This window comes from Pseudoalteromonas sp. SG44-17, from assembly GCF_014164235.1.
GTDB classification, from domain to species: domain Bacteria; phylum Pseudomonadota; class Gammaproteobacteria; order Enterobacterales; family Alteromonadaceae; genus Pseudoalteromonas; species Pseudoalteromonas rhizosphaerae.
Genome location: NZ_JACJEV010000035.1, coordinates 14,386 through 40,417, shown reverse-complemented (window position 1 = coordinate 40,417; position 26,032 = coordinate 14,386). Strand labels below are relative to the sequence as shown.

At 40.0% G+C, this 26,032-nt stretch carries 20 protein-coding genes; 17 read left to right on the top strand and 3 right to left on the bottom strand.

Annotated features, from left to right (window positions below; all coding sequences use genetic code 11):
- Nucleotides 1–431: 431 nt before the first annotated feature.
- The 3 genes from pheS to ihfA are packed head-to-tail and all read left to right on the top strand — an operon-like array spanning nucleotide 432 to nucleotide 4,111.
- Nucleotides 432–1,412: a phenylalanine--tRNA ligase subunit alpha gene (gene pheS / locus H5182_RS18695; protein WP_182731900.1), complete on the top strand. Its 981-nt coding sequence runs from the start codon at nucleotides 432–434 to the stop codon at nucleotides 1,410–1,412.
- A gap of 15 nt (nucleotides 1,413–1,427) precedes the next feature.
- On the top strand, nucleotides 1,428–3,815 hold the full coding sequence (pheT, locus tag H5182_RS18690; RefSeq protein WP_182731901.1) for a phenylalanine--tRNA ligase subunit beta: 2,388 nt from the start codon (nucleotides 1,428–1,430) through the stop codon (nucleotides 3,813–3,815).
- A 2-nt stretch (nucleotides 3,816–3,817) separates the two neighbouring features.
- Nucleotides 3,818–4,111 (top strand): integration host factor subunit alpha, encoded by a 294-nt coding sequence (ihfA, locus tag H5182_RS18685; protein ID WP_016707763.1) that lies wholly within the window; start codon nucleotides 3,818–3,820, stop codon nucleotides 4,109–4,111.
- A gap of 58 nt (nucleotides 4,112–4,169) precedes the next feature.
- On the opposite strand, the gene H5182_RS18680 is transcribed toward ihfA, so the two are convergent.
- Nucleotides 4,170–4,970 (bottom strand): DUF2989 domain-containing protein, encoded by an 801-nt coding sequence (locus H5182_RS18680; protein ID WP_145241594.1) that lies wholly within the window; start codon nucleotides 4,968–4,970, stop codon nucleotides 4,170–4,172.
- Between the two features lie 176 nt (nucleotides 4,971–5,146).
- Between H5182_RS18680 and H5182_RS18675 the strand changes: the two genes are divergently transcribed.
- The 10 genes from H5182_RS18675 (at nucleotide 5,147) to H5182_RS18630 (ending at nucleotide 17,407) form a co-directional block, all read left to right on the top strand.
- Nucleotides 5,147–6,589 carry a glyceraldehyde-3-phosphate dehydrogenase gene (locus tag H5182_RS18675; protein ID WP_145241596.1) on the top strand — a complete coding sequence of 481 codons (1,443 nt, stop codon included), beginning with the start codon at nucleotides 5,147–5,149 and terminating at the stop codon, nucleotides 6,587–6,589.
- A 208-nt stretch (nucleotides 6,590–6,797) separates the two neighbouring features.
- Nucleotides 6,798–7,928, top strand: coding sequence for a carboxypeptidase family protein (locus H5182_RS18670; RefSeq protein ID WP_182731902.1), 1,131 nt, complete (start codon nucleotides 6,798–6,800; stop codon nucleotides 7,926–7,928).
- A gap of 370 nt (nucleotides 7,929–8,298) precedes the next feature.
- On the top strand, nucleotides 8,299–9,804 hold the full coding sequence (locus H5182_RS18665) for a sodium:alanine symporter family protein (RefSeq protein WP_182760433.1): 1,506 nt from the start codon (nucleotides 8,299–8,301) through the stop codon (nucleotides 9,802–9,804).
- Between the two features lie 181 nt (nucleotides 9,805–9,985).
- Nucleotides 9,986–10,312 (top strand): hypothetical protein, encoded by a 327-nt coding sequence (locus H5182_RS18660; protein WP_145241601.1) that lies wholly within the window; start codon nucleotides 9,986–9,988, stop codon nucleotides 10,310–10,312.
- A gap of 1 nt (nucleotide 10,313) precedes the next feature.
- Entirely contained in the window at nucleotides 10,314–10,595 is a 282-nt protein-coding gene (locus tag H5182_RS18655) for a YeaC family protein (RefSeq protein ID WP_182731903.1), read from the top strand.
- A complete protein-coding gene (locus tag H5182_RS18650) occupies nucleotides 10,585–13,269 on the top strand; it encodes a DUF349 domain-containing protein (RefSeq protein ID WP_182760432.1) in 2,685 nt (894 codons plus the stop codon). Before H5182_RS18655 ends, H5182_RS18650 begins: the two co-directional genes overlap by 11 nt.
- A 96-nt stretch (nucleotides 13,270–13,365) precedes the next feature.
- On the top strand, nucleotides 13,366–13,920 hold the full coding sequence (locus H5182_RS18645) for a DUF1439 domain-containing protein (RefSeq protein ID WP_182731905.1): 555 nt from the start codon (nucleotides 13,366–13,368) through the stop codon (nucleotides 13,918–13,920).
- Nucleotides 13,921–14,184: 264 nt separating this feature from the next.
- A complete protein-coding gene (locus tag H5182_RS18640; RefSeq protein ID WP_182760431.1) occupies nucleotides 14,185–14,955 on the top strand; it encodes a hypothetical protein in 771 nt (256 codons plus the stop codon).
- A 307-nt stretch (nucleotides 14,956–15,262) separates the two neighbouring features.
- On the top strand, nucleotides 15,263–15,565 hold the full coding sequence (locus H5182_RS18635) for an H-NS family nucleoid-associated regulatory protein (RefSeq protein ID WP_145241611.1): 303 nt from the start codon (nucleotides 15,263–15,265) through the stop codon (nucleotides 15,563–15,565).
- A gap of 84 nt (nucleotides 15,566–15,649) precedes the next feature.
- A complete protein-coding gene (locus H5182_RS18630) occupies nucleotides 15,650–17,407 on the top strand; it encodes a DEAD/DEAH box helicase (RefSeq protein WP_182760430.1) in 1,758 nt (585 codons plus the stop codon).
- A gap of 21 nt (nucleotides 17,408–17,428) precedes the next feature.
- Here the strand turns inward: H5182_RS18630 and H5182_RS18625 are convergent, their stop codons facing one another.
- Entirely contained in the window at nucleotides 17,429–17,764 is a 336-nt protein-coding gene (locus tag H5182_RS18625; protein ID WP_182731907.1) for a ribonuclease E inhibitor RraB, read from the bottom strand.
- Between the two features lie 203 nt (nucleotides 17,765–17,967).
- On the opposite strand from H5182_RS18625, the gene H5182_RS18620 reads away from it, so the two are divergent.
- The 4 genes from H5182_RS18620 to H5182_RS18605 are packed head-to-tail and all read left to right on the top strand — an operon-like array spanning nucleotide 17,968 to nucleotide 25,097.
- Nucleotides 17,968–19,653, top strand: coding sequence for an autotransporter assembly complex family protein (locus H5182_RS18620; RefSeq protein ID WP_257326364.1), 1,686 nt, complete (start codon nucleotides 17,968–17,970; stop codon nucleotides 19,651–19,653).
- Nucleotides 19,653–23,339 (top strand): translocation/assembly module TamB domain-containing protein, encoded by a 3,687-nt coding sequence (locus H5182_RS18615; protein WP_182760429.1) that lies wholly within the window; start codon nucleotides 19,653–19,655, stop codon nucleotides 23,337–23,339. Before H5182_RS18620 ends, H5182_RS18615 begins: the two co-directional genes overlap by 1 nt.
- Before the next feature lie 25 nt (nucleotides 23,340–23,364).
- On the top strand, nucleotides 23,365–24,180 hold the full coding sequence (locus H5182_RS18610) for a hypothetical protein (RefSeq protein WP_182760428.1): 816 nt from the start codon (nucleotides 23,365–23,367) through the stop codon (nucleotides 24,178–24,180).
- A gap of 35 nt (nucleotides 24,181–24,215) precedes the next feature.
- Nucleotides 24,216–25,097 carry a peptidylprolyl isomerase gene (locus H5182_RS18605; RefSeq protein ID WP_145241622.1) on the top strand — a complete coding sequence of 294 codons (882 nt, stop codon included), beginning with the start codon at nucleotides 24,216–24,218 and terminating at the stop codon, nucleotides 25,095–25,097.
- A gap of 54 nt (nucleotides 25,098–25,151) precedes the next feature.
- Here the strand turns inward: H5182_RS18605 and queF are convergent, their stop codons facing one another.
- Complete coding sequence (queF, locus tag H5182_RS18600) at nucleotides 25,152–25,997, bottom strand: NADPH-dependent 7-cyano-7-deazaguanine reductase QueF (RefSeq protein ID WP_182717945.1); 846 nt, start codon at nucleotides 25,995–25,997, stop codon at nucleotides 25,152–25,154.
- Between the last annotated feature and the right edge of the window lie 35 nt (nucleotides 25,998–26,032).

The window sequence follows — 26,032 nt, the reverse complement described above, 5'->3', positions numbered from 1 at the left end:
CACCCCAAACGCGATCGAAAAACAGGAGTATTTCAGTATGGGGTAGAGCCAAATTTTTAAGGCTGTACTTAATATTTTTCTTAAGTACCTACCTATGACATCCATGTAAGTAACAAAGAGTTAATTGCCCCTAGGCAGAACCCTTCGGGCAGCGCCTGTTTGGCATTGATGCTGCGTTATCGCCTATTTATGGGGAATAACCACACCACATAGGCTCTGCCTTGCCTAAATACCAAACAGACTGCTGCAAATTTAACCTTGAAAGATCAACAGACCCTAGTTTTCTCTACAAAATCGTCTAACTTCCCATTTTGCTTAACCAGAATGGGAAAGAATTCAATAAGATTGGTATAAGGTCTGGAATCTAGCCATTGCTTTCAGTTATCATTAGCTATTACTTAAATCACCTTCTGTGACAGATCAGGTATCGAATGAACTTAGAAAATATATTAGCGCAAGCACTTGAGGCGGTCGCCAGTGCCAGTGAAATCGCGCAGCTTGAAGATATCAGGGTTAATTACCTTGGTAAAAAAGGCGAAATCACGAATCTATTAAAAACCCTTGGTAAAATTGCCCCTGAAGAACGCAAAGAAGCAGGCCAAGTAATTAACCAAGCTAAGCAAGATGTACAAGTTGCGATTAACGACAAGCGCGAATTATTAGCAACCAAAGCCCTTGAAGAGAAATTAGCCGCTGAAACAATCGATGTAACATTACCCGGTCGTGTTATGCCAACGGGTGGTTTACACCCAGTGACGCGTACCATTGAGCGGATTGAGAGCTTTTTTGGCGAATTAGGTTTTGCGGTTAAATCTGGCCCAGAAGTAGAAGATGATTTTCATAACTTCGACGCGCTAAATATTCCTGAGCATCACCCAGCGCGTGCTGATCACGATACTTTTTACTTTAATCCAAAACTGGTGTTGCGTACGCAAACCAGTGGTGTGCAAATTCGCACCATGGAAGCTGAGCAACCGCCGCTGCGTATTATTTCTCCAGGGCGTGTATACCGCAACGATTACGACCAAACACATACGCCGATGTTCCATCAGGTTGAAGGGTTGATGGTTGATACTGATGTAAGCTTTACTGAGCTTAAAGGTATTTTGCACGATTTCTTGCGTAACTTTTTTGAAGAAGATATGGAAATTCGTTTCCGTCCTTCATTTTTCCCATTTACAGAGCCTTCAGCGGAAGTTGATGTGATGGGTAAAGACGGAAAATGGTTAGAAGTATTAGGTTGCGGAATGGTGCACCCTAACGTGCTTAAATCAGTGGGAATTGATCCAGAAAAATACACTGGTTTTGCCTTTGGTATGGGTGTAGAGCGTTTAACCATGCTGCGTTATGGGGTAAATGACTTACGTGCGTTTTTCGAAAACGATTTGAAATTCCTTAATCAGTTCCGTTAAGAGTGAAGAAATAACATGAAATTTAGTGAAAAGTGGTTAAGAGAGTGGGTTAATCCTGCAATTGACACGCAGGCTCTTTCGGAACAGTTATCGATGGCCGGCCTTGAGGTAGATGGCGTAGAGCCCGCTGCGGCAGAATTCTCTGGCGTTGTTGTCGGTGAAGTAGTTGAATGTGGTCAGCATCCTGATGCAGATAAACTACGTGTAACTAAAATCAATGTCGGTGGCGATGAGCTATTAGATATTGTATGTGGTGCGCCAAATTGCCGTTTAGGTATCAAAGTTGCAGTAGCTATGGTTGGCGCTGTATTACCGGGCGATTTTAAAATTAAAAAAGCCAAACTACGTGGTCAACCGTCTCACGGCATGCTGTGTGCATTCGTGGAGTTGGGTATTAGCGAAGAAGGCGACGGTATCATGGAGTTGCCACTTGATGCACCTGTTGGCACAGACTTACGTGAATACTTAAGCCTTGATGACAACATTATTGATGTTGATTTAACCCCGAATCGTGGTGACTGTTTAGGTATTAAAGGCATCGCTCGTGAAGTGGGCGTACTTAACAGTATTGATGTTAAAGCCCTAGAAATACCAGCGGTTGCAGCAACTATTGATGATAAAGTATCAATTGAACTAGTAAACGATGAAGCCTGCCCTCGTTATTTAGGGCGTGTGATCAAAGGCATCAACCTTGACGCCACAACACCACTTTGGATGGTTGAGAAGCTTCGTCGTAGTGGCGTGCGCGCAATTGACCCTGTGGTTGATGTAACTAACTATGTGTTACTTGAACTTGGCCATCCAATGCATGCTTTTGATTTAAATGCGATTGAAGGCGGTATCAAAGTACGTAGCGCCCATGCTGGTGAAGAGCTGGTCTTACTAGATGGTAATACTGCTAAGTTGAATGAATCTACCTTAGTAATAGCCGACCATAACAAAGCGCTGGCGATTGCCGGTATCTTTGGCGGTGAGCAATCAGGCGTTACCGAGCAAACAACGGATATTCTATTAGAAAGTGCGTTTTTTAATCCAGTTGCTATCGCAGGGCAAGCTCGTAGCTATGGTTTACACACAGATGCATCGCATCGTTATGAACGCGGTGTGGATTTTGCGCTGCAACATGATGCAATAGAACGTGCAACTGCGTTGTTACTTGAGATTGTAGGCGGTCAAGCAGGCCCTGTAGTTGAAGCTGTTGCAAAAGATAAGCTTCCTAAGGTCACTGAAGTGCGTCTTCGTCGTGCGCGTTTAGACCGTGTTATTGGTCATCATATTGAAGATGCGAAAGTAACCGACATTTTAACCCGTTTAGGGCTTGATGTGAAAATTGTCGATGGTGTGTGGAGTGCAGATGTACCAAGCTACCGTTTTGATATTCGTATCGAAGAAGATCTAATTGAAGAAGTTGCTCGCGTATATGGTTACAACAGTATTCCAAACGTAGCACCGACTGCTAAATTAAAAATGACCACTCATAACGAAGCCAATATTGCAGTGAGCAAATTTCGCAATACGCTAGTGACTCGTGGTTATCAAGAAGCGATCACATACAGCTTTGTTGACCCTAAAGCACAAGCTATTTTACACCCAGACAGTGACGCGCTGGTTTTGCCACATCCAATTTCGATTGAAATGTCGGCAATGCGTGTGAGCCTTATGCCAGGTTTACTGGCATCAGTAATGTATAATCAAAACCGCCAGCAGCCACGTATTCGTTTATTTGAGCATGGCCTTAAATTTCTACGTGATGAAAACGCAGAGAATGGCGTAAACCAAGTTGCAGTTATTGGTGGGGCTATTACTGGTCTGGCACATGGTGAACATTGGGTTGAAGAAAAGCGCACCGTTGATTTTTATGATTTAAAAGGTGACGTTGAAGCATTACTTTCATTAACCAATGATATAACGCGTTTTGAAATCAAAGCAGAGCAATCAGATGGCTTACATCCGGGCCAATCTGCGGTGATTTATGTTGAAGGTAAAAAGGTCGGTTTCTTTGGTGCTATTCATCCTCAAGTACAAAAATCGTTAGATATCAATAATGCGACTTATGTGTTTGAAATTGAAATGTCAGCCATTGAAAAAAGAAATTTACCAGAGGCTGTAGGGGTTTCGAAGTTCCCTTCAAACCGCCGCGACATCGCTATTTTAGTGGAAGATCAGGTGAAATCTGGCGACATTTTATCAGTGATAGAAAAAGTTGGCGGAAATCAATTGGTTGACCTAAACTTATTCGATGTGTATAAGGGCAAAGGTATTGAGCCAAATTATAAGAGTTTGGCGATTGCTCTAACACTGCAAGCGGTTGATAGAACACTCGAAGAGAAAGATATCAATCTAGTAGTTGATAACGTGGTGGCCGCACTGGCCGAACAGTTTAATGCATCGTTGAGGGACTAGATATGGCGCTTACTAAAGCCGACATAGCTGAACACCTATTTGAAAAATTGGGGATCAATAAAAAGGATGCCAAAGATTTAGTTGAAGCGTTTTTTGAAGAAATCCGCTCAGCGCTTGAAAAAGGCGAGCAGGTTAAGCTCTCTGGATTTGGTAACTTTGATCTTCGTGACAAGAAAGAAAGGCCTGGCCGTAATCCGAAAACTGGGGAAGATATCCCTATTTCGGCACGACGCGTCGTCACCTTTCGACCTGGTCAAAAGCTCAAAACTCGTGTTGAAGTTGGTACGAGCAAATAAATTAAAAAAGGCAGCGTCAGCTGCCTTTTTCTTTTCTATAAACTAAGTTTGAACACGATTAAAAATCCCGTGGTGAAACAAACTGCCCAGCTTGAATACTGTCGTAGGTTTGCTGTGCGAGGGTATCTAATCCGCTGAGACTTTTTCCTGTTGCTGTGAGTTGCTGCTCAATCGGGAATATTTCAACATTGGTTATCCCAGAAAGCTGTGCAATTTTTGCAAAAGTATAGGCATGCTTATATTTTTCCTGTTTATAAAATAAACTGATCAATGAGGTGTAAATCTCGGGGTTTGGAGTTTGTTCAGCTTTGTTTAGCTCTAACGTTTTATACAGTAAGTCTATGGTCTTATCTTCATCAAACTTAATATAATAACTGGCTAAGAAAAACTGGATTTCAGCGTCCTCAGTGACACTAGGATCGTTTTCAAGCGCAAGTAATTTAGTCAGGGCTGATTGGTCATTATTGCGAGACCAATGATAATACAACAACCCAGGGTGGTTAGTATTTTTGGTATCTTGAAATAACCGCGTCATTTCCTTGATACTGGTTAAATGTGCTTCAACGCGGGAGGTGGTTTTTTCTTTTAATTTGATATGTTCAATTTTTGCCGCCAGCGATACGCATTGATCGTATTTTTCAAAACCTTTTAATAATAAATATTTGTTATTATCAGTCGGTTGTTTGTATTCATGGTAACGCGCCATGATCACATCAGCACGTTGGGCTTTACAGTGACTATCTTTATTTAAATCATTACATAAACCTGGGGTTTCTTTACACACCTGTGCAAGTGTCAACGGTTCTTCACACCCAGTTAATGCCAACAAACTCAGTAAAACACTTGCTCTTAGTAACATCCCTTAACCTCACCTTAATAATTACCTTGTTATTCTAGCGTAATGAATTGCTCTCTAACAGTGGAGAATAAAGTTAGTTTAAATTAGAATAGCGAAGCCCACTGAGGCGTGTTGCTCTCAAAACTCAATACGTCTTATGGCTATCCGTTCAAAAATTGTTTAATTAGGTAAATAAAATGACCTCATCTCACGAGTTAGAATACACAAATAGTTGGCAAGAACGCCAAGATTACGCAGAAAGCATGCAACCTATCATTGGAAAGCTTTATCGTAATCGTGGTATTGAAATCGCGGTATATGGCCGTCCTCTCGTCAATGCCAGTACAATTGATATCATCAAATCTCACAAAACAGTGGCGCAGTTTGAAGGCACTAAACTTCGTTTACGTGAAAGCTTTCCGTTTTTAGAAGCTATTAGCAAAATGGATTTAAACTCTGCACGTATCGATATTGGTAAACTGGCTTATGGTTATTTATTTAACGATGTTGCAAATGGTCGTTCTATCGAAGAGTATTTAAACGACGAGTTAGCTGAAATTGTAAACTCACAAGCCAAAGAGCCACGCGATGTGGTGTTATATGGTTTTGGTCGTATCGGTCGTTTACTAGCGCGTTTGTTAATTGAAAAATCAGGTCCTTATGCGGATTTACGCTTACGTGCAATCGTTGTTCGTGGTGGTAAAGACGGCGACCTTGAAAAGCGTGCTAGCCTATTACGTCGTGATTCAATTCATGGTCCTTTTAATGGTTCAATCACCATTGATAAAGAACGTAATGCAATAAAAGCCAATGGTAGCTACATTCAGGTGATCTATGCTAACTCTCCAGATGAAATTGACTACACAGCATATGGTATTGAAAACGCATTGATCGTTGATAATACGGGGATCTGGAAAGATGAAGCTGGCCTTGGCTTACATTTAAAATCAAAAGGCGCTGCAAAAGTACTATTAACAGCACCGGCGAAAGGCAATATCAAAAACATCGTATATGGTGTTAATAACCACGATATCAAACCGGAAGATAAAATTGTTTGTGCAGCAAGCTGTACTACCAACGCAATCACACCAACATTAAAAGCACTTAATGATAAGTTTGGTATTAACAATGGTCACGTTGAAACAGTTCACTCGTACACTAATGACCAAAATTTGATTGATAACTACCACAAAGCAGATCGTCGTGGCCGTGCCGCAGCACTTAATATGGTGATCACTGAGACTGGCGCAGCTAAAGCCGTTTCAAAAGCATTACCAGAACTTGAAGGCAAATTAACGGGTAACGCAATCCGTGTACCTACACCGAATGTGTCTCTGGCTATTTTGAACTTAAACCTTGCGACCAGCACCACGGTTGAGGAGTTAAACTCGTTCTTACGCCATGCTGCTCTGCATTCAGAGTTACGCGACCAAATTGATTACACGGCCTCTACTGAGATTGTGTCTACCGATTTAGTCGGCAGTCGTTATGCGGGTGTGGTTGATTCAACCGCCACTATCGTTGATGACAACCGTATTGTACTTTATGTTTGGTATGATAATGAGTTTGGTTACAGCTGCCAAGTTGTGCGTTGTATGCGCGATATGGCCGAGGTTTCATTCCCAAGCTTGCCACGTTAATTGGTAATAGCTTAAAAATCTTTACAAAAAGCCAGCATTCGCTGGCTTTTTTAGTCATGAATGTTTTTTCAAAACCCAAGCCATGTGGTAGGCTGTATCCAGTTTGCTACATTTTAATAACAATGCGCCCATTATAGTGGGCGTTATTTAATTTCTAACTAACAAGCGATAAGTTAGCGATTAATTTTTCATATATAGGTTTAATAAAATGAAAATCACCAGTAATTTTGACAGTGGCAATATCAAGGTCATTGCCGCGACCGATCCACTTAATATTCAGCTTGAGATCAATAAAGATCATTTATCTGATTTTTTTCAGTGGTTCCATTTCCGTTTAGAAACAACACCTTTTCAAAGCCATAAATTACATATCAATAACCTTGAAAATTCAGCTTACCCTGACGGCTGGGAAGGTTATCAGGCTGTTGCATCGTATGATCGCCAAACCTGGTTTCGTGTTCCTTCAAACTATGCTGATGGCACGTTATCATTTGAGATTGAGCCAGAATGTGGCTGTGTTTATTTTGCTTACTTTGCGCCATATAGCTACGAGCGTCACTTAGATCTAATCACATGGGCACAAAGCCAAGAAGCTTGTCAGCTTGAAACCTTAGGTGAAACACTTGATGGCCGTGATATGAGCGTACTGCGTATTGGTGGCGAAAGTGATGAAAATAAGAAAACAATTTGGATAACAGCCCGTCAACATCCAGGCGAAACGATGGCCGAATGGTTTGTTGAAGGTGTATTACATAAGTTATTAGATGATGAAGATCCACATGCAGCAGCATTGTTATCAAAAGCGGTATTTTATATTGTACCCAATATGAATCCTGATGGTAGTGCTCGTGGGCATTTACGTACTAACGCAAAAGGAGTTAACTTAAATCGTGAATGGCAAACTCCAAGCATGGAAAATAGCCCTGAAGTATATTTAGTGCTAAATAAAATGCGTGAGACCGGTGTTGATATGCACCTTGATATTCACGGAGATGAAGCGATTCCATATAACTTTGTAGCCGGTAGTGAAGGTATCCCAAGCTATGATGCGCGCTTAAAAGACTTAGAAGACAGTTTTAAAGCGGCATTGCACATAGTGACTCCTGAGTTTCAAGATATCCACGGTTACCCGAAAGATGAGCCAGGTCAAGCCAATCTAACGGTGGGGTCATCAGCTGTTGCAGAAGAATTTAAAGCGCTTGCTTACACGGTTGAAATGCCATTTAAAGATAACGATGGTTTACCAGATCCTGATTATGGCTGGTCAGATCGCCGTTCATATCAATTTGGCCAAGACACCTTGGCTGCGATTGTTAACGTAGTAGATAAATTAAGATAACGTGTTTGTTACTAAGGGCATCATTCATATCGATGCCCTTAGTTTTTTTTATCGCGATGAATGGCATTAGCGACGCTAATAAAGCGATGATATTTGCTTAATGTGTTACTTAAATCTTTTCCAAGCTCTGTTCGAGCCGTATCTTTAAGTTACCTACATAAAACCATGTAGGGTTAATTAAATTTTAAAAGTAGTTATTTTGAAAATTAAGTGTTAACAAACTTAGAACGTTTAAGTTAATATTCAAAAAGTTGCAGGGGAGGTAGTAATGTTGTTACCTTATTTCCCATAGCCATATGTCGCGCATTCTGATTAGCTACAGCAGAGTATCGTAACTAGAAAATAATAAATATAACTATAGAGGATATCCATGGAAGCTTTTGTAAGCGCTGTTAATGATGTTGTTTGGAGTAACGCACTCATCTATTTATGCCTAGGCGCAGGCTTGTTCTATTCTGTATTAACCCGATTTGCTCAAGTTAGACATTTTAAAGAAATGTGCAAATTACTATTTAGCCCTAACACCTCAGATAAAGGGATCTCATCTTTTCAAGCATTGGCTGTGTCGTTATCTGGACGAGTAGGGGTTGGTAATATAGCCGGTGTAGCGGCAGCTATTGGTTTTGGTGGCCCAGGTGCTATTTTTTGGATGTGGGTTGTGGCTTTTTTAGGAGCAAGTACAGCGTACGCCGAATCAACATTAGGGCAAATTTATAAAACAGAAGAAGATGGCCAATATCGCGGCGGCCCAGCATATTATTTTGATCGCTGTTTAGAACAAAAATGGCTGGCGATTTTATTTGCCGTGTCGGCAATTATTGCATGTGGTGTTTTTCTGCCGGGCGTGCAAGCCAATGCTGTTGGCAACGCGTTTACCCAAGTGTTTGGTGATGGCACTATGGTCTCAACGAGTTTTGGTGAAGTCGGTAGCTTTAAATTGGTTGCTTTGGCAATTATTCTTATTGTTTTAGCGTTTATTATCTTCGGTGGTATTAAGCGTATTGCTAACTTTACTCAAATTGTGGTGCCATTTATGGCGTTAGGCTACATAGTATTAGCTTTAATCGTGGTATTTTTAAATATCGATAAAGTACCTGATATCTTCTCTTTAATCATAACAGATGCGTTTACCGCACAGGCCGGTTTTGGTGCCGCTATTGGTTGGGGTGTAAAACGTGGTATTTATTCTAACGAAGCTGGTCAAGGTACCGGACCGCATGCAGCTGCAGCGGCCGAAGTTGATCACCCAGCCCAACAAGGTTTAGTGCAAGCTTTTTCTGTTTATGTTGATACTATTTTTGTTTGTACTGCGACAGCATTAATGATTTTAATTACACAGCAATACAATGTAGTGGGTGAATTACCAGCAGGGCAATTTATTGTACAAAACGTTGATGCTGCAACTGAAGTTGGTTCAGCTGCTTTCACGCAAATGGCTTTATTCAGCGTGTTTGGTGGTTTTGGTGAAGCATTTGTTGGTATTGCATTGTTCTTCTTCGCTTTTACTACAATACTTGCTTATTACTATATTGCTGAAACCAATATTGCATATTTAAATCGTTATTTTAAAGGCACTATTCCGCTTGTGATGGTGAAATTTGTGATTATGTTTATGGTGTCATATGGCATGGTAAACAGCTCTGGTTATATCTGGAGTATTGGTGACATTGGTGTGGGTTTAATGGCTTGGATAAATATATTGGGCATTTTATCAATATTCTTTGTGGCTAGACCTGCGCTATTATGTTTGCGCGATTACGAAGATCAGAAGAAAAAAGGTGGGGATATCACATTTGACCCTGTTAAGTTAGGGATCAAAAACGCTACTTTTTGGGAAAAGCGTCTCGCAAAACAATCAAAAAACTCTCAGTTATAGGATTGAGTGGCGTAATCAGACATGTTTTGGTTATTGTAAAAATTAGATACTCGTTGTTTTTCGGATCTCAGCTATTGGCTGCAATTGAAAAAAGACAACGACAAATAAAACACGTACAATAAAGGGCGCCGCAAGGCGCCTTTTTTATGCGTAGATTTTTATGCGAAGTATGGAGAAAGATATGGCAATTGTTCGTTGTCCTAGTTGTAATAAGTCAATATCCGATAAACACCAACAGTGCCCTCACTGTGAGAATAATGTAGCGCAGCTTGATGATGAACAACGTCAACAGCTAGCGCGCGAAAAACGCATTCAAAAACAACAAATGTTTATGAATCATTCTTTTTTTGCTCTACTGATATTTTTAGGTGGTTTCTTTAGTTTATACTTTTTACATCCAGAACCTGAAACTCCATCGTGGTACGCATGCACCGCAGCCATTGCAATCGGTTGTATTTGGTATTTAATAAACCGCGTTATTTTAGTGACTTTAAAAAAGAAAAAATGACATGAACATCGATAATCTCGTAAAAACAATTACCCCAGAATTATTCGAACGCCTTCAGTATGGTGCAGCAACAGGTAAGTGGCCTGATGGCACGGTACTCAGTGACGAGCAAAAGCAGCAGACAGTGCAATTAGTTATGCTTTACCAAGCAAAAGTAGCGCAAACAAATGAGCAATTCACCATAGGTTCTAATGGTGAAATGGTGCAAAAAACCAAAGCACAATTGCAAAAAGAATTTACCGCAGACAACGAAATAGCAAGGTTTAGTGAAAATGATCTTTAAACACCTTTTTACCCCGAAGTGGAAGCACCCAAAGCAACAAGTACGTTTAGAGGCAATTGAAAAGCTAGATGTAGAGCGTGATGCGACGATTTTAAATGCATTAGCTCTGGAAGATAGTTCAGCAGAGATCCGTAAAAAAGCGCTTAATAAAGTCAATGATTTAGTGCTGTGGTGGCAGGCGTATAAACAAGATCAAAGTTTAAAAGAATTAGCAGAGCAGCATATATCAAATGCCGTACTGAGTGATGAAAGTAACTTATCTAGCCAAATTAAAAACGAATACATAGAGCGTTTTGCTCCGGTAAAAACGCTTGAAAAACTTGCATTTGCAGAAAAAGAACTACAAGTAAGAGTGAAGCTATTAAAACGCTTGGCTAATCCTAAGTTAGTTGAAAAGGCGTTTAAAGAAGGTTCAAGCGAACTACAAGTAAACCTTGTTGAGCAAGTGATCACCCATCAATTAGTGAAAAACTTAGTTAAGCATGCACATGATGAGGCAAAAGTAGCCCTTGAGACGCATATAGAAAATGAGCGTTTAGCAATTGAAATGCCATTAAAAGTACAAAATGATACTCGTGTTATCTTGGCAAAACTTAATGCATTACGTGAAAAGCAAGACTATGCGCTTGTTACTCAACAATATGGCGAACTTACTCAGCAATGGCAGGCACTTGATCTAACCTGGTTAAATCCAGAACAACGCGAGACGGTTGCAAATAAATACATCGTACTAACCGAAAAATTAAATGAGTTAGTTAGTCAATTACAAGCTGTGCATGAGCAACAACAACAACGGTTAGCTCAGCAGCAACGACAATTATTGGCGTTGGCAAATTTAGAAGCGTTAAGTGATGAAATTGAAAATGCGCTACAAGTTGGCTTAGAAACACCAGAGCAAATACAACAAGATTGGTTGGAAGCTAAAGTTGCACAAGCACAGGAAACATTGACACAAAGCGAACTGCAAGACGGCGGGCAAAAAAACCAAGTGACTGGCAGATTAACAAGTTTGTTTAAGCAAGTAGCTAAATTACCAGAGCTTAGTGAAGCGATCAGGGTTTTTAAAACTTCATTAAAAGAATTGAGCAGTATCAACACTGACGATATTGACCAAGCAAATTATGATGAGGCTAATCGCCAATTTAAGCAGACGTATAAAGCGGCGAATGCATCTCTAGCTCAGTTACCTAAGCCTTTACAAGGGCCTTTTAAAGCACAATTAAATGAGCAACAACAACGCTGGGATAAAGCTGTTGCACCTATTAGTGATAAATTAACGAAAAATCAGCAACAAGCTACTCGCAAAGGACGCGATGTTCAGCGCCTTATTGAACAAGGCCGTTTTAATGTTGCATTTGGTGTGTTTAAAGGCTTTATTGAGCTGTATGAAACGTTAACTCCAGTTAGTCAGCAAAGTCTTGAAAAAGTCAAAGCAGATCTTGAGCAGCAGTTAGAAAATGCTCGTGATTGGCAAAAGTATGCGTCTGCCCCTAAGCGTGAAGAGCTACTAACTGAAATTACCAGTTTGCTCAATCAACCTTGCACAGATCCCAAGGCGCGTGCAAACGAAGTGAAAACATTACGTCGTCGTTGGAATGAGCTTGGGCGTTTAGATACCGAGCAAGAGCAGGCGCAAGGTAAAGAGTTTGATGACAAGATAGAGCTATTATTTGTACCATGTCGTGAACATTTTGCGCAACTAGAACAACAGCGCGAAACGACGAAACTTGAACGCGAAGCGATTATCACTCAGATGAAATCATTGGCTGATACTGATACGACGAGTGATGAGTTTGATTGGAAAGAGTTTGAAAGCCAATACAATCGTATCAATAAAGTATGGCGTAATGCTGGTAATGTAGAGCCAAAAGTATACCGTGCTTTGCAAACACAATATAAAGCGCAGCAACAGCAAGTATTCAATGCGTTGAATGCGTTTCATAAAAGCAACGCGGCAGCAAAAAATGCACTACTTGAACAAGCACAGCAATTATCAGTAAGTGAAGACTTAGCTGATGCTTGTCAGCAGCTCAAAGAGCTGCAACAGCAGTGGCAGGGAATAGGCTTTGCGGGTGTAAAAGCTGAAAATGCATTATGGCAAAAATTCCGTCAATGCAACGATGTGACATTTGCTAAACGCAGTGAAGAGTTTGCTCAGCATAAGCAGCAACAAGCCGCCGACAACGCAGTTATCGCAGCACAACTGAGTGAACTTGAAGACGCATTACCAGCGGTTAATCAAAAAGCACAATTACTTGATTTACGCACTAAGCTAATTGCGCTTGAAGGGAGCAAAGAACTCAATAACCGCATGCAAAAGCTATTAGCTAACATTGATGGTAAATTAGCCGTGCTGACAGAGCAAGCAGCACAGGCTGATTTTAGCGCTTTATTTAGTGCGCTTGAAAACCAGCAAGCAATCCCTGCACAATGGCAAGGGGGTGCTGATACGCATTTAACCATTACACAACTGATGCTAAGAATGGAAATTCTAGCTAATGTTGCCAGTCCTGAGGGAGCACCGCGTATGGCTGAGCAGGTTGCAATGCTTGACGATAAGCATCGCGGTGAACAAGCTGATCTACATTATTACTTAAAACAGTTATTGGCTCTGGGTCAAGGTTCAGTTGATGCTGACACACTAGGACGTTTAAAAGCGGTATTTAGCATTTAAATAATCTAGGGCGCTGTAGATTAAATAAAAGCCGCCGTTGTGCGGCTTTTGTTTTTATTTGGTTTTTGACGATAATATTATAGTAAAGGAAAAACAATGAAGTATATTTTATTAATTAGTTGCTTATTACTCTCTGCTTGTAACACCACGAACGGCGTATCGGTTTATTCATTTACTAGCAGTGAAATTGAAACAGCACTTAACCAGCAATTACCAAAACTTAGTGAAAAAGTCAGCTTGATGGGATTACCTGTACAGTTTAATGTGAATGATTTGAGCGTGAATGTCGGCCCTGATAATCGTGATGTAATCTTATTAGGTGCAGATTCGAGTGCTGTTATAAATGCTTTCGCACTTAAATACCCAGTGCGTTTAAAGCTGCAAATAGAAGGTGCGCCATTTTATGATAGTGAGAAAAAGGCGGTATTTTTACGGAATGTAAAATTGCTTGATTCAACTATCGACGCAGGCGGTTTTAAGGGAAACCTAGCGGTACTTGATGATGAAGCAATGAAAGTTATTAACGGATTTTTAGCTGTAAACCCAGTTTATAAACTAAATATGAATGACCCTAAGGTTGCGCTATTAAGTAAATTACCTTTAGATATGAAAGTAGAGCAGGGCGCAATTAAATTAGTACCTAGCATTTAAACTAATATTATTCAGATGGTTGAAGCCCTGCACGTACAGGGCTTTTTTGTATCTATAAGGTTATTATTAAATATTAGCACTATTACTGCGGCTTAATTTACAAGAGGAGGCACACGCTGCAAGGGCTGCTGTTTATAACCGGTCATCGAGCTATAAATCAAAATAATAATTTTATTATATAGGTACATGTTGTGTATTTAATCGACTATACTGATTGTTAGTTAATCACCATTAATTGCCTTCTTTATGGATAAAGAGCCTATTATGAAAAAATGTAACGTGATCTTCAATGCAACTCTAATAGCTGTATTCTCGGTTGTAGCTTTTGCTAATGAGCCCGATTTAAATTCTAATCCTTTTCTTGCAGAACATTCAACACAACAGCAGGGCGATCAGGTGTTTTCTTTTACAGAAACGCCAATTGAACTGCACGAAAATGATAAAATTAATACAGCCCAAGATACAGGCTATTTACGGCTTGCTTTAGAGACTAAAAGCAATGGTTTTGCGTTAGTGGACACATCTCAGATCAAAGATATTGAAAAAGTGATTGCAGAGCACAAAAATGGCCATGAACTATTTCTGCGTAGTTTAAAACCTGAAATTATGGCGGCGCAATCAATCGCTGACCAAACTAATTTGTCGCAGCAATTTGCAGGCGATACAGTTAGCTTAGACAGTATCTTGTTACAGCAAGAGTTTATTACCTTTAGTAGAATGGTCGGTGGAAATTTTATTGCCGGTAGCGGCTGGGATCAGTTAACTCAGGTTGTCAAAAATGATACGTTTGGTACTGTGATTATAAAAATGTTTAGTTTTAGTCAAAGCAGTGGTGTATATATCGATGCGGACGCGGTGAATTATTATGTAAATAGCAATCCAGGGATCCTTTATGTACTTAAAGATAATAGCGATAATGTGTACACTAGTTTATCTTGGGCTGACGAAAATCAATCCTATTTCATTGGTATTGAAAAAAATATTAATGATATTGGTTTAAAATGGCGATTTGAAACGCTAATAACGTCGATGTAGTTGTATTATAAAGTGATCAAATGATTTTATGTAATTGCGAAAATATTAAACTGAACGTTCGTTTTTAAATAAAAGGATTGCATACTCTTTAGGTTAATTAAGCATGTTAAGTATATTTTTCAGCGCTGATAAAGTGAATAATAAACTACTTAACCTTAATAAATGACTATACTAATCTTATTGATTAATCCTCGTTTAAATAAAATCCTTAAAAACTGATTAATCAGCTTGGCCTATTTTAAAGAATAGGCTTATAATTTAGTTGAATCATATCTAATTTATAACTTTACAACTTAGTGAGTAAAAAATGAAAGAAGTTAAAGCTTTTATTAAATCAGCGAGTCTATCAGACTTAGAAAAAGCACAGGCATTACTTGGTGATGCGATTGCAAAATATACGCAGCAGCAGCAAGCTAAACAGGAAGTACTTGATCTGTTGAAAGAAAAAGGTCTTACTCTTGATGATCTTCAAGACGGTGCCAACGATAAACGCACAAAAGTAATGCCTAAATACCGTATTGAGTTTGAGGGTGAAATTGTTGAATGGACTGGCCGTGGTAAACGCCCTAAAGCATTCCAAGGTGTTGAACTTACCGACCACTTAGCTTAATACTGTAGGGGGTGTATACCCCCTCTTTATTTACAAAATAGTTTATTACTCCATTATTTTTTTGACCCCTTCGAAGTTGCTACTATGACGTATGTACTACGACCCTATCAACAAGAAGCGGTTGATCGCACAGTCGCTCATTTTCGTAAAACTTCAGATCCTGCTTTAATTGTATTACCTACGGGTGCAGGTAAAAGCTTGGTGATCGCTGAGTTAGCGCGAATTGCCAGAAAGAAAATTTTAGTACTTGCCCATGTCAAAGAGCTTGTTGAGCAAAATGCTGAAAAATATAAAAGCTTTGGTCTTCAGGCGAGTATTTTTTCTGCGGGTTTAAAACAAAAGTCATTGCTACATCAAGTAACGTTTGCCAGTATCCAATCGCTGTCACGCAATATTGAGCAACTTAACGAACATTATTCGTTAGTGATCATAGATGAATGTCACCGTGTCAGTGGTGAGCAAGATAGCCAGTACCAAAAAGTGATCGTTGCGCTAAAAGCATATAATCCGCAGTTAAAAGTACTTGGACTTACCGCTACGCCTTATCGTATGGGAATGGGCTGGGTTTATTATCGTCATTATCATGGTTTTGTTCGAGGCGATAAAGCGAGTCCATTTCGAGAATGTATTTTTGAACTACCACTGCGTTATATGATCAAGCATCATTATTTGACTGCACCAAAGGAAGTGGATGCGGCGATCAGTCATTATGATTTTTCTTCTTTACAAAGTGATTCATTCGGACGCTATACAGCCGATGATATGAACCAGTTACTAGAGAAGCATAGCAGAGCAACCAAAGCTATTATGCAGCAAGTTATTCAGTACAGCGAGCAACGCCAAGGGATCATGATTTTTGCTGCGACCGTACTGCATGCAAAAGAAGTCTATGGTTATTTGCCTGAACAACAAACGGCTTTGATCACCGGGGATACTCCTAACGCTGAACGTGACCGTATTATTATGGAATTTAAGCAGCGCCGACTAAAGTATTTAGTCAATGTATCTGTGCTCACCACCGGGTTTGATGCGCCTCATGTTGATTTTATTGCTATTTTACGCCCGACAGAGTCGGTTAGTTTATACCAACAAATTGTTGGTCGAGGCCTGCGTTTAAGCGAAGGGAAAACCGAGTGTTTGGTAATTGATTATGCAGGTAATGGCTTTGACTTATTTTACCCCGAAGTAGGAAGTAAAAAAGGCGATAGTGATAACGAGCCTGTACAAGTACTTTGCCCTGGTTGTGGTTTTGCCAATATATTTTGGGGAAAAACCGATACACAAGGTAAAGTGATTGAGCATTTTGGCCGTCGCTGCCAAGGTTTACTCGAAGATGATGATGGCTCAAAAGAGCAATGTGATTACCGTTTTCGCTTTAAAGAATGTGAAGCGTGTGGTGCGCAAAATGATATTGCCGCACGTCAGTGCCAGTCTTGCCATGAGGTAATGGCTGATCCTGATGATAAACTACGTGCTGCATTAAATTTAAAAGATGCATTGGTATTACGTTGCAGTGGTTTAAGTGTTGTTAGCCTCGCAAATAACGAACATATTATTAAAGTTACTTATTATGATGAAGATGGTGCTAGTTGCGATGAAATTTATGATTTCTCAAAGTCCGGCGCCCGTTATGCGTTTAATAAACAATTTTCTCAGCGTACTGCTAATGGTCAAACACCCACAGAATATAAGTCAGCTGGACAAGTTATTGCTGGACAGATGCAGCTTGTTGCACCGGATTTTGTTATTGCTAGAAAGAGTAAAAAATATGGCTGGAAGGTTGCCGATAAACTATTTGATTATCAAGGTAACTTTAGAAAGGCAAATCAGCTAAGCTATTAATAAGCTTAACTGATTTTAGATTTAGGCGTCGTCGCCATCCATTAATCCCCAGCCATCACCATAACCGTTATAGCCATTTGCAATACTTTCTAAATATTGCTCTGTTTGGCCAAGTAAAGTGTGATCTGGCACCATCTCGACCTGAGTTACCACTTCCCAAATACCCGTGTCTGTGCATTGCACTAATTCGGTGGCAGGGGAGAGTTCATCTTCGGCTATCGCGGTGGCAAACTTTTCGGCATCTACTTTTTGCTCAAATAAAATATAGAAATCAATTTTGTGCATCTGCGCCAAATCTATACCCGCAGCGGCGATTTCAGCTAAAAGTTGGCCATTGTCATCATCAGGAAAGTGCATTTAAAAACTCAATAAAATTATTTCAAATTAGTATCGACTATTGTAACCAAAATAAAGCACATAAGCGTACTAATTTTCACATTTGAGTTACTGCGTGAAGTCACTTCAATATGGTACTATTTCAATCATTATCGGTAAATTTTTTTAAGTAAGGAAATTACTTGCCTAGTTGGATATTAACTCGCTTTGCGGTTGGTTTATTTTTGTTGTTTTCATTTCATGTATTTGCAGCTTCGCAAGTGGTAACTAGTTATGAAATTAATGGTATAAAGGGCGATCTTGAAAAAAACGTTGCGCTGTACTTAAAACAACTAGATGGTGAAAAAGTAACCAGCACTTTGTTAAGTCATGCAAAAAAACAAGTGGCGATTAGCTTAAAAGCACTCGGTTATTATAAACCGACCATTAAGTTAAAATATAATAATGAAACACAAACCTTAGTCGCTACCATTGAGCGCGGACCTGTAACACGAATTGCAGATGTACGTATCACTGTTCAAGGTGATGGTAAAGATGACCCTCTTCTCAAGCAAAGCATCAATAGTATTAATTTAAAGCAAGGAGATATTTTAAATCACAGCAATTATGACGCGGCGCGTAAAAAAATTGAAGGACAATTGCTTGAGTTAGGATATTTTGATGTTAAATGGCAAGCACATCAACTCGCAATTTCATTAAAGAATAACAGTGCTGAAGTGATTTTAACGATCGACACCGGTATTCGCTACCAATTTGGTGAGTTAGTTTTAGGTGAAGAAACCCGAGCAGAGAAATACATTCGTTCAATTGCAAAATTTAAGCAAGGTGAAGCTTATAAAGCAACCTTGGTTTCTGAGTATAACTTAGCACTTTCAACCACACCTTATTTTGCCAGTGTGCGTGTTTACGCTGATATTGCTAATCGTGCGAATAAGCAAGTACCTATTAGGGTTGACGTACTACATCGACCTGCCAACAGTTATGAAATAGGTGGCGGTTACAGTACAGATCTTGGTCCAAAAGTGCGTTTTAAATGGTCCAAACCTTGGCTCACTGAAAATGGTCACTACCTTGAAAGCAACTTAAATGTGTCGCAGCGCCAACAAGATATTTCACTTGGTTACACAGTTCCTGTTGATGATCCAAATGATGATTTATGGCGTTTTTCTGTCGGTTACAAGTTAGAAGATGAGTTAACTAACGACGTTTACAGTAAAATCCTTACTGGACAACTACAACGCCAATGGTTGACTGATGATAATTGGGTTCGTACTGCCTTTTTACGCCGCGATCGAGAAACATACCGAATTGGTGATGCAGAGCAAAGCTCAAAAATGTTAATGCCCGGGCTCAGTTACGCAAAAAAAGTCACAGAGGGAGGCACAACGCCATTATCAGGATATCAATGGTTATTGTCGGCAGAGTTTGGCTTAAAGGACATGTTTTCAACCACAAATATCGTCAGAATGCAGATACAAAATGCTTGGTTGCAAACATACCTTGACCGACATCTGATTTTTTTAAAAGCAAATATTGGTGCAATGCTAGTCGATGATATTGATAACGTACCATTTTCACTGCGTTTTTATGCTGGTGGTGATCAAAGCGTACGTGGTTTTGCATATCAATCAATATCACCTGAAGATGAAGCCGGTCGTTTGATTGGTGGTAAATATCTAATTACAGGTACTGTTGAATATAATTATCAATTTGCAGAGAGTTGGCGAGCAGCCTTATTTGTAGACAGCGGTACAGCGACCAATGACTTTACTGATCGTGTCGAAGTGGGAGCTGGGTTGGGTATTCGTTATTTAACACCAGTAGGCCCTGTGAGAATTGATCACGCGTGGGGACTCACTAAAGAAAGTAAAAGTACACGATTAAGTATTACCATAGGGCCTGAAATTTAATGTCAAGAATGAAAAAAATCATCACTGTACTCACAGTGTTTCTCGCCTCGGTATTCGTGCTGGTATTTTGTTTATTATTTACAGCACCAGGTAATCAGCTGATTGCCTATACTGCAAATAAACTAGTCGATGGCTTACACATAGATATTAACAATGGCCGTTTTTTATATAACGATTCATTTGATGTGCAGTTTCAACAAGATGGCTTAGATTTTAATGCTAAAAACCTAAAACTCGACCTATATTGGTGGGGATGTGAAGGTATTTGCATCGAAAATATTAGTGCGCAGAGTATGGCACTGATATTGCCCGATATTTCACAAAATTTAGCTGATGATGAAGCGACTGTTCCAGAGCAGCCAGTTGCCAGTAGTACTGATGAGATCAGTTTACCGATAGCAATTTCGATTAAACGTATCGCAATTGCATCGTTTAAGCTTGCTCATCCCAGCGCTGATGTCACAGTGACAAAATTTGCGCTGTCAGCCTCGGCAGAGCAATCCCTTGTGACGTTAAACTCACTCTCAATTGCTCAAGTTGATGTGCTGCTCAAAGAGACTCAATCACCTCCTAGCGAACCACTAACTGCACTTGCGGCGTTACCTGACATCCATTTTAGCTCGCCGCTTGCAGCAACACTTGAGCAATTATTGGTATCGAAAGTAACGATTGTACAAGGTGAGCAAAGTCATGAAATTACAGATATTAAAGGTGCTTTCTCAATTGCAAAAAGCCAACTGATATTACCTTCATTCAGTGCTGATTATTTGCAATGGCATTTGAGTAGCCAATTGAAAGCAACCTTAGTTGATGATACGCCTGTTACGGCAAAAATAACTCTTAACAATCCAGAGCATCAGCTCAGTTTGGCTGTGGATGGTGATTTACACGATTTGCAACTAGATGTAATCACCCAAGGGCAATATCCGCTAAGTGCAAAAATAAACGCAGATTTAAAAACGATAAACTTTCCTTTTTCAGTCAATGCAAATATTACTCAGTGGCAGCTTGAAGTAGATAACAACGCTTTAGAGATTAGTGATGTGCAGTTAACTGGCAAAGGTAATGCTGATGATTATAAGTTACAGCTAATAGCACAAAGTCAGTTGGCGGCATACCCTAAGGTACAGTTAAAGTCCTCTCTTAAAGGTGGCCTAACCCAGATCCACGTCGATGACTTGTCATTGTTAGCGAACGAGAGTAAAGCCACTATTACAGCGTCTGCGCGTTGGGATGAAGGTATCCATAGTGAGTTTTCAGGGCAATTAACTCATTTGAAAGCCCAGTACCTAACAGATGCGCTAACAAGTGATCTTTCAGGACAATTTAACGGTGTTTTCAGTGCTGAGCAGCAGCAATGGCAGCTGAAAATGACCAATACTCAGCTAGCTGGTACGCTGAACGATATACCATTTAGCTTAGCCTCAGACTTTGATTTAAATAACTCACTGTATGCAAGCATTGACAAGTTTGAGCTTGCCAGTGGTGAGAATAAACTTACATTATCTGGTGATATTACTAAGCAGTGGAATATTAAAGGGCTGTTACATTTAAATAAAGCGCAGCAAAATGAACTCGAATTTACCGGTGTTGGTGAAGGTAAGCTTGCTATAACTGGGCAACGGTTGGAGCCGATAGTCAATCTAGATGTTGGCATCAGTCATTTAAGCTTTGCTGATATTGCGATTGAACATCTAGCGCTCAAGACCGACTTTAATTATGCCGCTGATTGGCAAACCAATGTGAGTTTAAAGCTCACAGATGCGAGTGTATCTGGTCGTCATATCAACAGTTTTACTATTGCAGCAGCAGGCGATAAAGCTGATCATCAATTGCAATTTAATTTAGATGCCGCTGACGGAGAAGCTCAATTTGAAGTTGCTGGTAAATTTACTAATCAATTATGGCAAGGCCATGTCAGTGATGTAATGCTTACTGATAATGTTATTCGCGTTAGCGCACAACCGGCGGTTGCAATTGAATTTAACATCGACAATGGTGATTTTTCGGTGCAGCAACATTGCTGGCAAAGTGACAATAGCAAACTTTGCGTTGAGCAGCTTAGCCAAACTAACCAACAAGGCCAGTTTAAAGCGCAACTGGATAATTTTGATCTAGCTGAGATAAAACATTTATTACCTGAGAATATTATTACCGAAGGGGGCTTGAACGGCCAACTAAATGCGAATTGGCAAAACACTCAATTACAAACTTTAACAGCAGTAATCAGCTCACATGATTTAGCGACCACGCTTATAAATGAAGATAAACGCTATCGTTTACCAATAGAAACATTTTCGCTTAACGCCACCGCGGATCAACAAAATGCACAATTGCAGGCTCGTCTAAGCTCTAGTGTGATTGGTGATATCAGTGCTGACCTCAATACTGAAGATTTAACTGGTCAGCAATTGCTTCGTGGTCAACTTATGATTGATAAGATTTTATTAACCGATTTACAGCCTTTTATGGGTACTTTAGAGCAATTAAAAGGCAGTATTAGCGGGCAAATTGCGTTAGCTGGCACGCTCAGTGCGCCATTGTTAAATGGTGAACTTGAGATTTCCGACGTGAATTTACAAGGCGAGCAACTTCCAGTCGCGATTGTGGATTCAAATATTAGTATCGCATTTGATAAAACTAAAGCCACCTTGGAAGGAAAGTTAAAAGATGCTGAAGGCGGTGAATTAGCACTGACCGGTGATATTGATTGGCAAGGAACTCAGCCTGCGGTTAACTTAGCGGTACTTGGTGAGCAGTTTTACGTGCGTGCGCAGCAAGGAGTGATTTTTAAGATCTCCCCAGACCTAAAAATAAGTTTAGTTGATAATGCTTTTAAACTAGCAGGGCAAGTGGTTGTCCCGTATGGTCGAATAGAAATAGAAGAGTTACCAGAAGGCGCTGTGCGAGTCAGTGATGATGAGATTATTATTGATAAGCAGACCAAGCAAACGCAAGCTGTGCCTTTTGATTACGATATAAACTTAAAGCTAATTGTTGAAAACGATGTGCGTATAAAATCTTTTGGTCTGGAGTCAAAAATTGAAGGTGATTTAGCGATTAAAATGGATCAACAAACGCCAATGATCACCACCGGTGAATTGAACTTACGACAAGGTACATATCGTTCATTTGGTCAAGATTTGATAATTCGTACCGGGCAAATTGGTTTTAGTGGCCCAATTGATAAGCCGTACTTAAATATTAAAGCGATCCGTAATCCAGACAATACTGCTAATGATGTTATTGCCGGGATCACTTTAACAGGCAATATCGATCAGCCTGTATTAAAAGTGTTCTCTGAACCAGCAATGGATCAAGCACAATCACTCGCTTACTTGTTAAATGGTCAACCACTAGGTGAAGGTGATAGCTCAACAGATGCGATGTTAACTCAGTTGTTGCTAGCACAAGGGGTGAGCCGTAGTGAAGGAATGGTTTCTAAAGTTGGTGAAACGTTTGGTTTAACTGATGTGAGTTTGAGCTCTAAGGGGAGCGGCGAAGAGACCAAAGTTGAAATTTCGGGTTACGTTGCGCCAGGCATTCAAGTGAAATACAGTGTGGGGATTTTTGACTCCCTCAGTGAAGTGGCAGTACGCTATCAGTTACTGTCGCAGTTATACATTGAAATCACCAGTGGCCTGTATCAAAATGTTGATATTCTTTATAAATTCGATTTAGATTAGTGGTAATGATACGTTGAGAAAACTAATGTTAGTTTACTTATTGTGTTCTTTTAGTGGGTACGCTAATACGCAATTAAGTGTACGTTACTCGGCAGGAAGCCATCCTTATTCTGCTGAGTTACTCGCACTGGTATTAAGTAAGTCTGCTATCACTATTGTGCCAGTTGAAGTACCTAGTATTCCATCGCAAACCAGAGCAATACGCTTGTTAGGCGATAAAAATGGTATTGATGTGTTTTGGGGGGTAACAAGCGCGAAATGGGAAAAACAAGCTAAAGCCATTTTGATCCCCATAGATAAAGGTTTACTGGGTTATCGTATTCCTTTAGTGCATGTTAGTAACAAAAGTATGTTTGCAGAAGTTACGCATTCAGGACAGTTGCGTTCATTTCTATTTGGGTTAAGGCAAGATTGGCCTGACTCAGCTATTTTCGAACGCAATGAGTTATCTACGCTAAGGTATGGCATGGGGGCTAAGCCAATAGAAATGCTTCGTACTGGGCATATTGATGCACTTGCGTACGATATATTTGATGTGTCGAAAAATTACGGCAATGATGTTATTCACGATCAGCATATTGCTATTCGTTACCCATCCGCAGTGTACTTTTTTGTCGCAAATAATAATGAAACATTACATAAACTCCTTCAAGATGGACTATTGGCTGCGATCGCTGATGGATCTTTTGATGCGTTATTTTATCAGTATTTTGCCGCAGCTATTGCGCAAGCTAATTTAAAAAATCGTCGAATTATTGAGCTCATTAATCCCTTGTTGCCGCGCAGTGCGCCGATTCAGCAACAACAATTTTGGCTTGATAAAAAAACCTTAACCCAATAATGTAGCACCACTAATAATAAAAAAAGTTGTGGGATATGTTGAAAAAATCATGCTTAGCTGCGGTTGCGTTAATCTTGAGTCAAACAAGCGTGGCAAACACGGTTGAACAACCAACAGTCAGTGGCGTAATGAGTAATGTCAGCGCATCAGAATGGCGAATGGTAGACACTGATAATATCATTAAAATTACTCTACCTTCGGGCGCGGCGTATATTGAACTTAATCCATTACTTGCACCAAAACACACACAGAATATAAAAAAACTTGCTCGTGAAGGCTTTTATAGAGGTTTGAGTGTTTACCGTTTTGTGGAAGGTTTTGTAGCCCAAGGCGGTGATGCCAGTGGTAAAAAAGTAATTAACACTGCAAGTAAAGCAGTACCTGCTGAGTTTTATTTAGCGACTAAAACGGCACTTAAAATTACCGAACTGGATAGAGAAGATGGTTACGCTGCAATCACGGGGTTTTTAAATGGCTTTGCAGTGGCACAAAATGAAGCGCAAGCCCAAACTTGGCAAGTACATTGTAACGGTATATTTGCGATGGCAAGGGATAATGATATTAACAGCGGTGGCACTGAGTTTTATGTCACATTAGGTCATGGACCTCGTTACTTAGATAGAAATATTACCGTATTTGGCCGGGTGCTAGAAGGCATGGCTCATTTTAATCTGCTCTCACGCATAGAAACAGCAGGAGAGAAATTTAATCCAATAACGGATCTGCAAGTTTTAGCTGATATAAGCAAAGAGGACCGCAGTCAATTTAAGGTGCTAAAAACAGATTCTAATAGTTTTAAAATGTTGATTAAAGCGCGTCAAAATCGCAGTGAAGCATGGTTTGTAGAAACGCCTAATTATGTTGATGTATGCGGTATGTCAATACCAACTAAAAGAGTTAGTGAGCTAGAAAGTTAGCGAGTTGAAAATTAACCCCGAGCGGGCTCGGGGTTCTATACAATAAAATGACTATTATTGGCGGTTTATTTTCACGTTAAATGGTATTGTATCGTGATCTGTGGATCGATATGGGTTGATATCAAGGCCACCACGTCGGGTGTAACGGGCATAAACTTCAAGCTTGGTAATCTTCAATTGCGTGATTAAGTCACAATAAATACGCTCAACACATTGCTCATGAAACTCATTATGAGTACGAAAAGAAATCAAATACCGCAATAAAGACTCTTTACATACTTGCTCACCGGTATAGCGAATAATAATACTCGCCCAGTCAGGTTGTGAGGTGATCAAGCAATTAGATTTTAATAAGTGACTGTGCAGTGTTTCAGTCACTGTATTTGTCGCGACCGCTTGTAAAGAGTTAGCATGTAAATGGTAGTTATCAATTTCAATGTCTAAGTCGTCAATGCACTCACCAGGCAACGGCGTACAGGGTAAACAGTTATAATCACTCGGGCTGTACAAAGTAACATTGACGGGCTTTGCTACTGCTGTCGATAGATCCGCAGTTAGAATAGCCTGTACGTCATCAATTGAATCAAAACGGCTTTGATTAAAGCTATTTAAATATAACTTAAAAGACTTTGATTCAATGATATGGCTACTTTGACAAGGAAATTCAAAGGTGGCCACGGCAACCACAGGTTTACCTTTTGCGTTTAACCACGATAGCTCATAGCCAGTCCAAAGATCTTGACCCTTAAAGGGTAAGGCACTTTCATCAATATTTAAATCATCGCGGTTAAGTTTACGTGCGATCGGAAACAATAAGCTCGGTGTGTAGGTATCTACATACTCGGTTGATTGGCCAAGTACGCTGCCTTTTAGTTCAGGTGAATTGCTGTAATCTGTCATGTTACGTCTTTTATAGTTACAATAGCGCCATTATA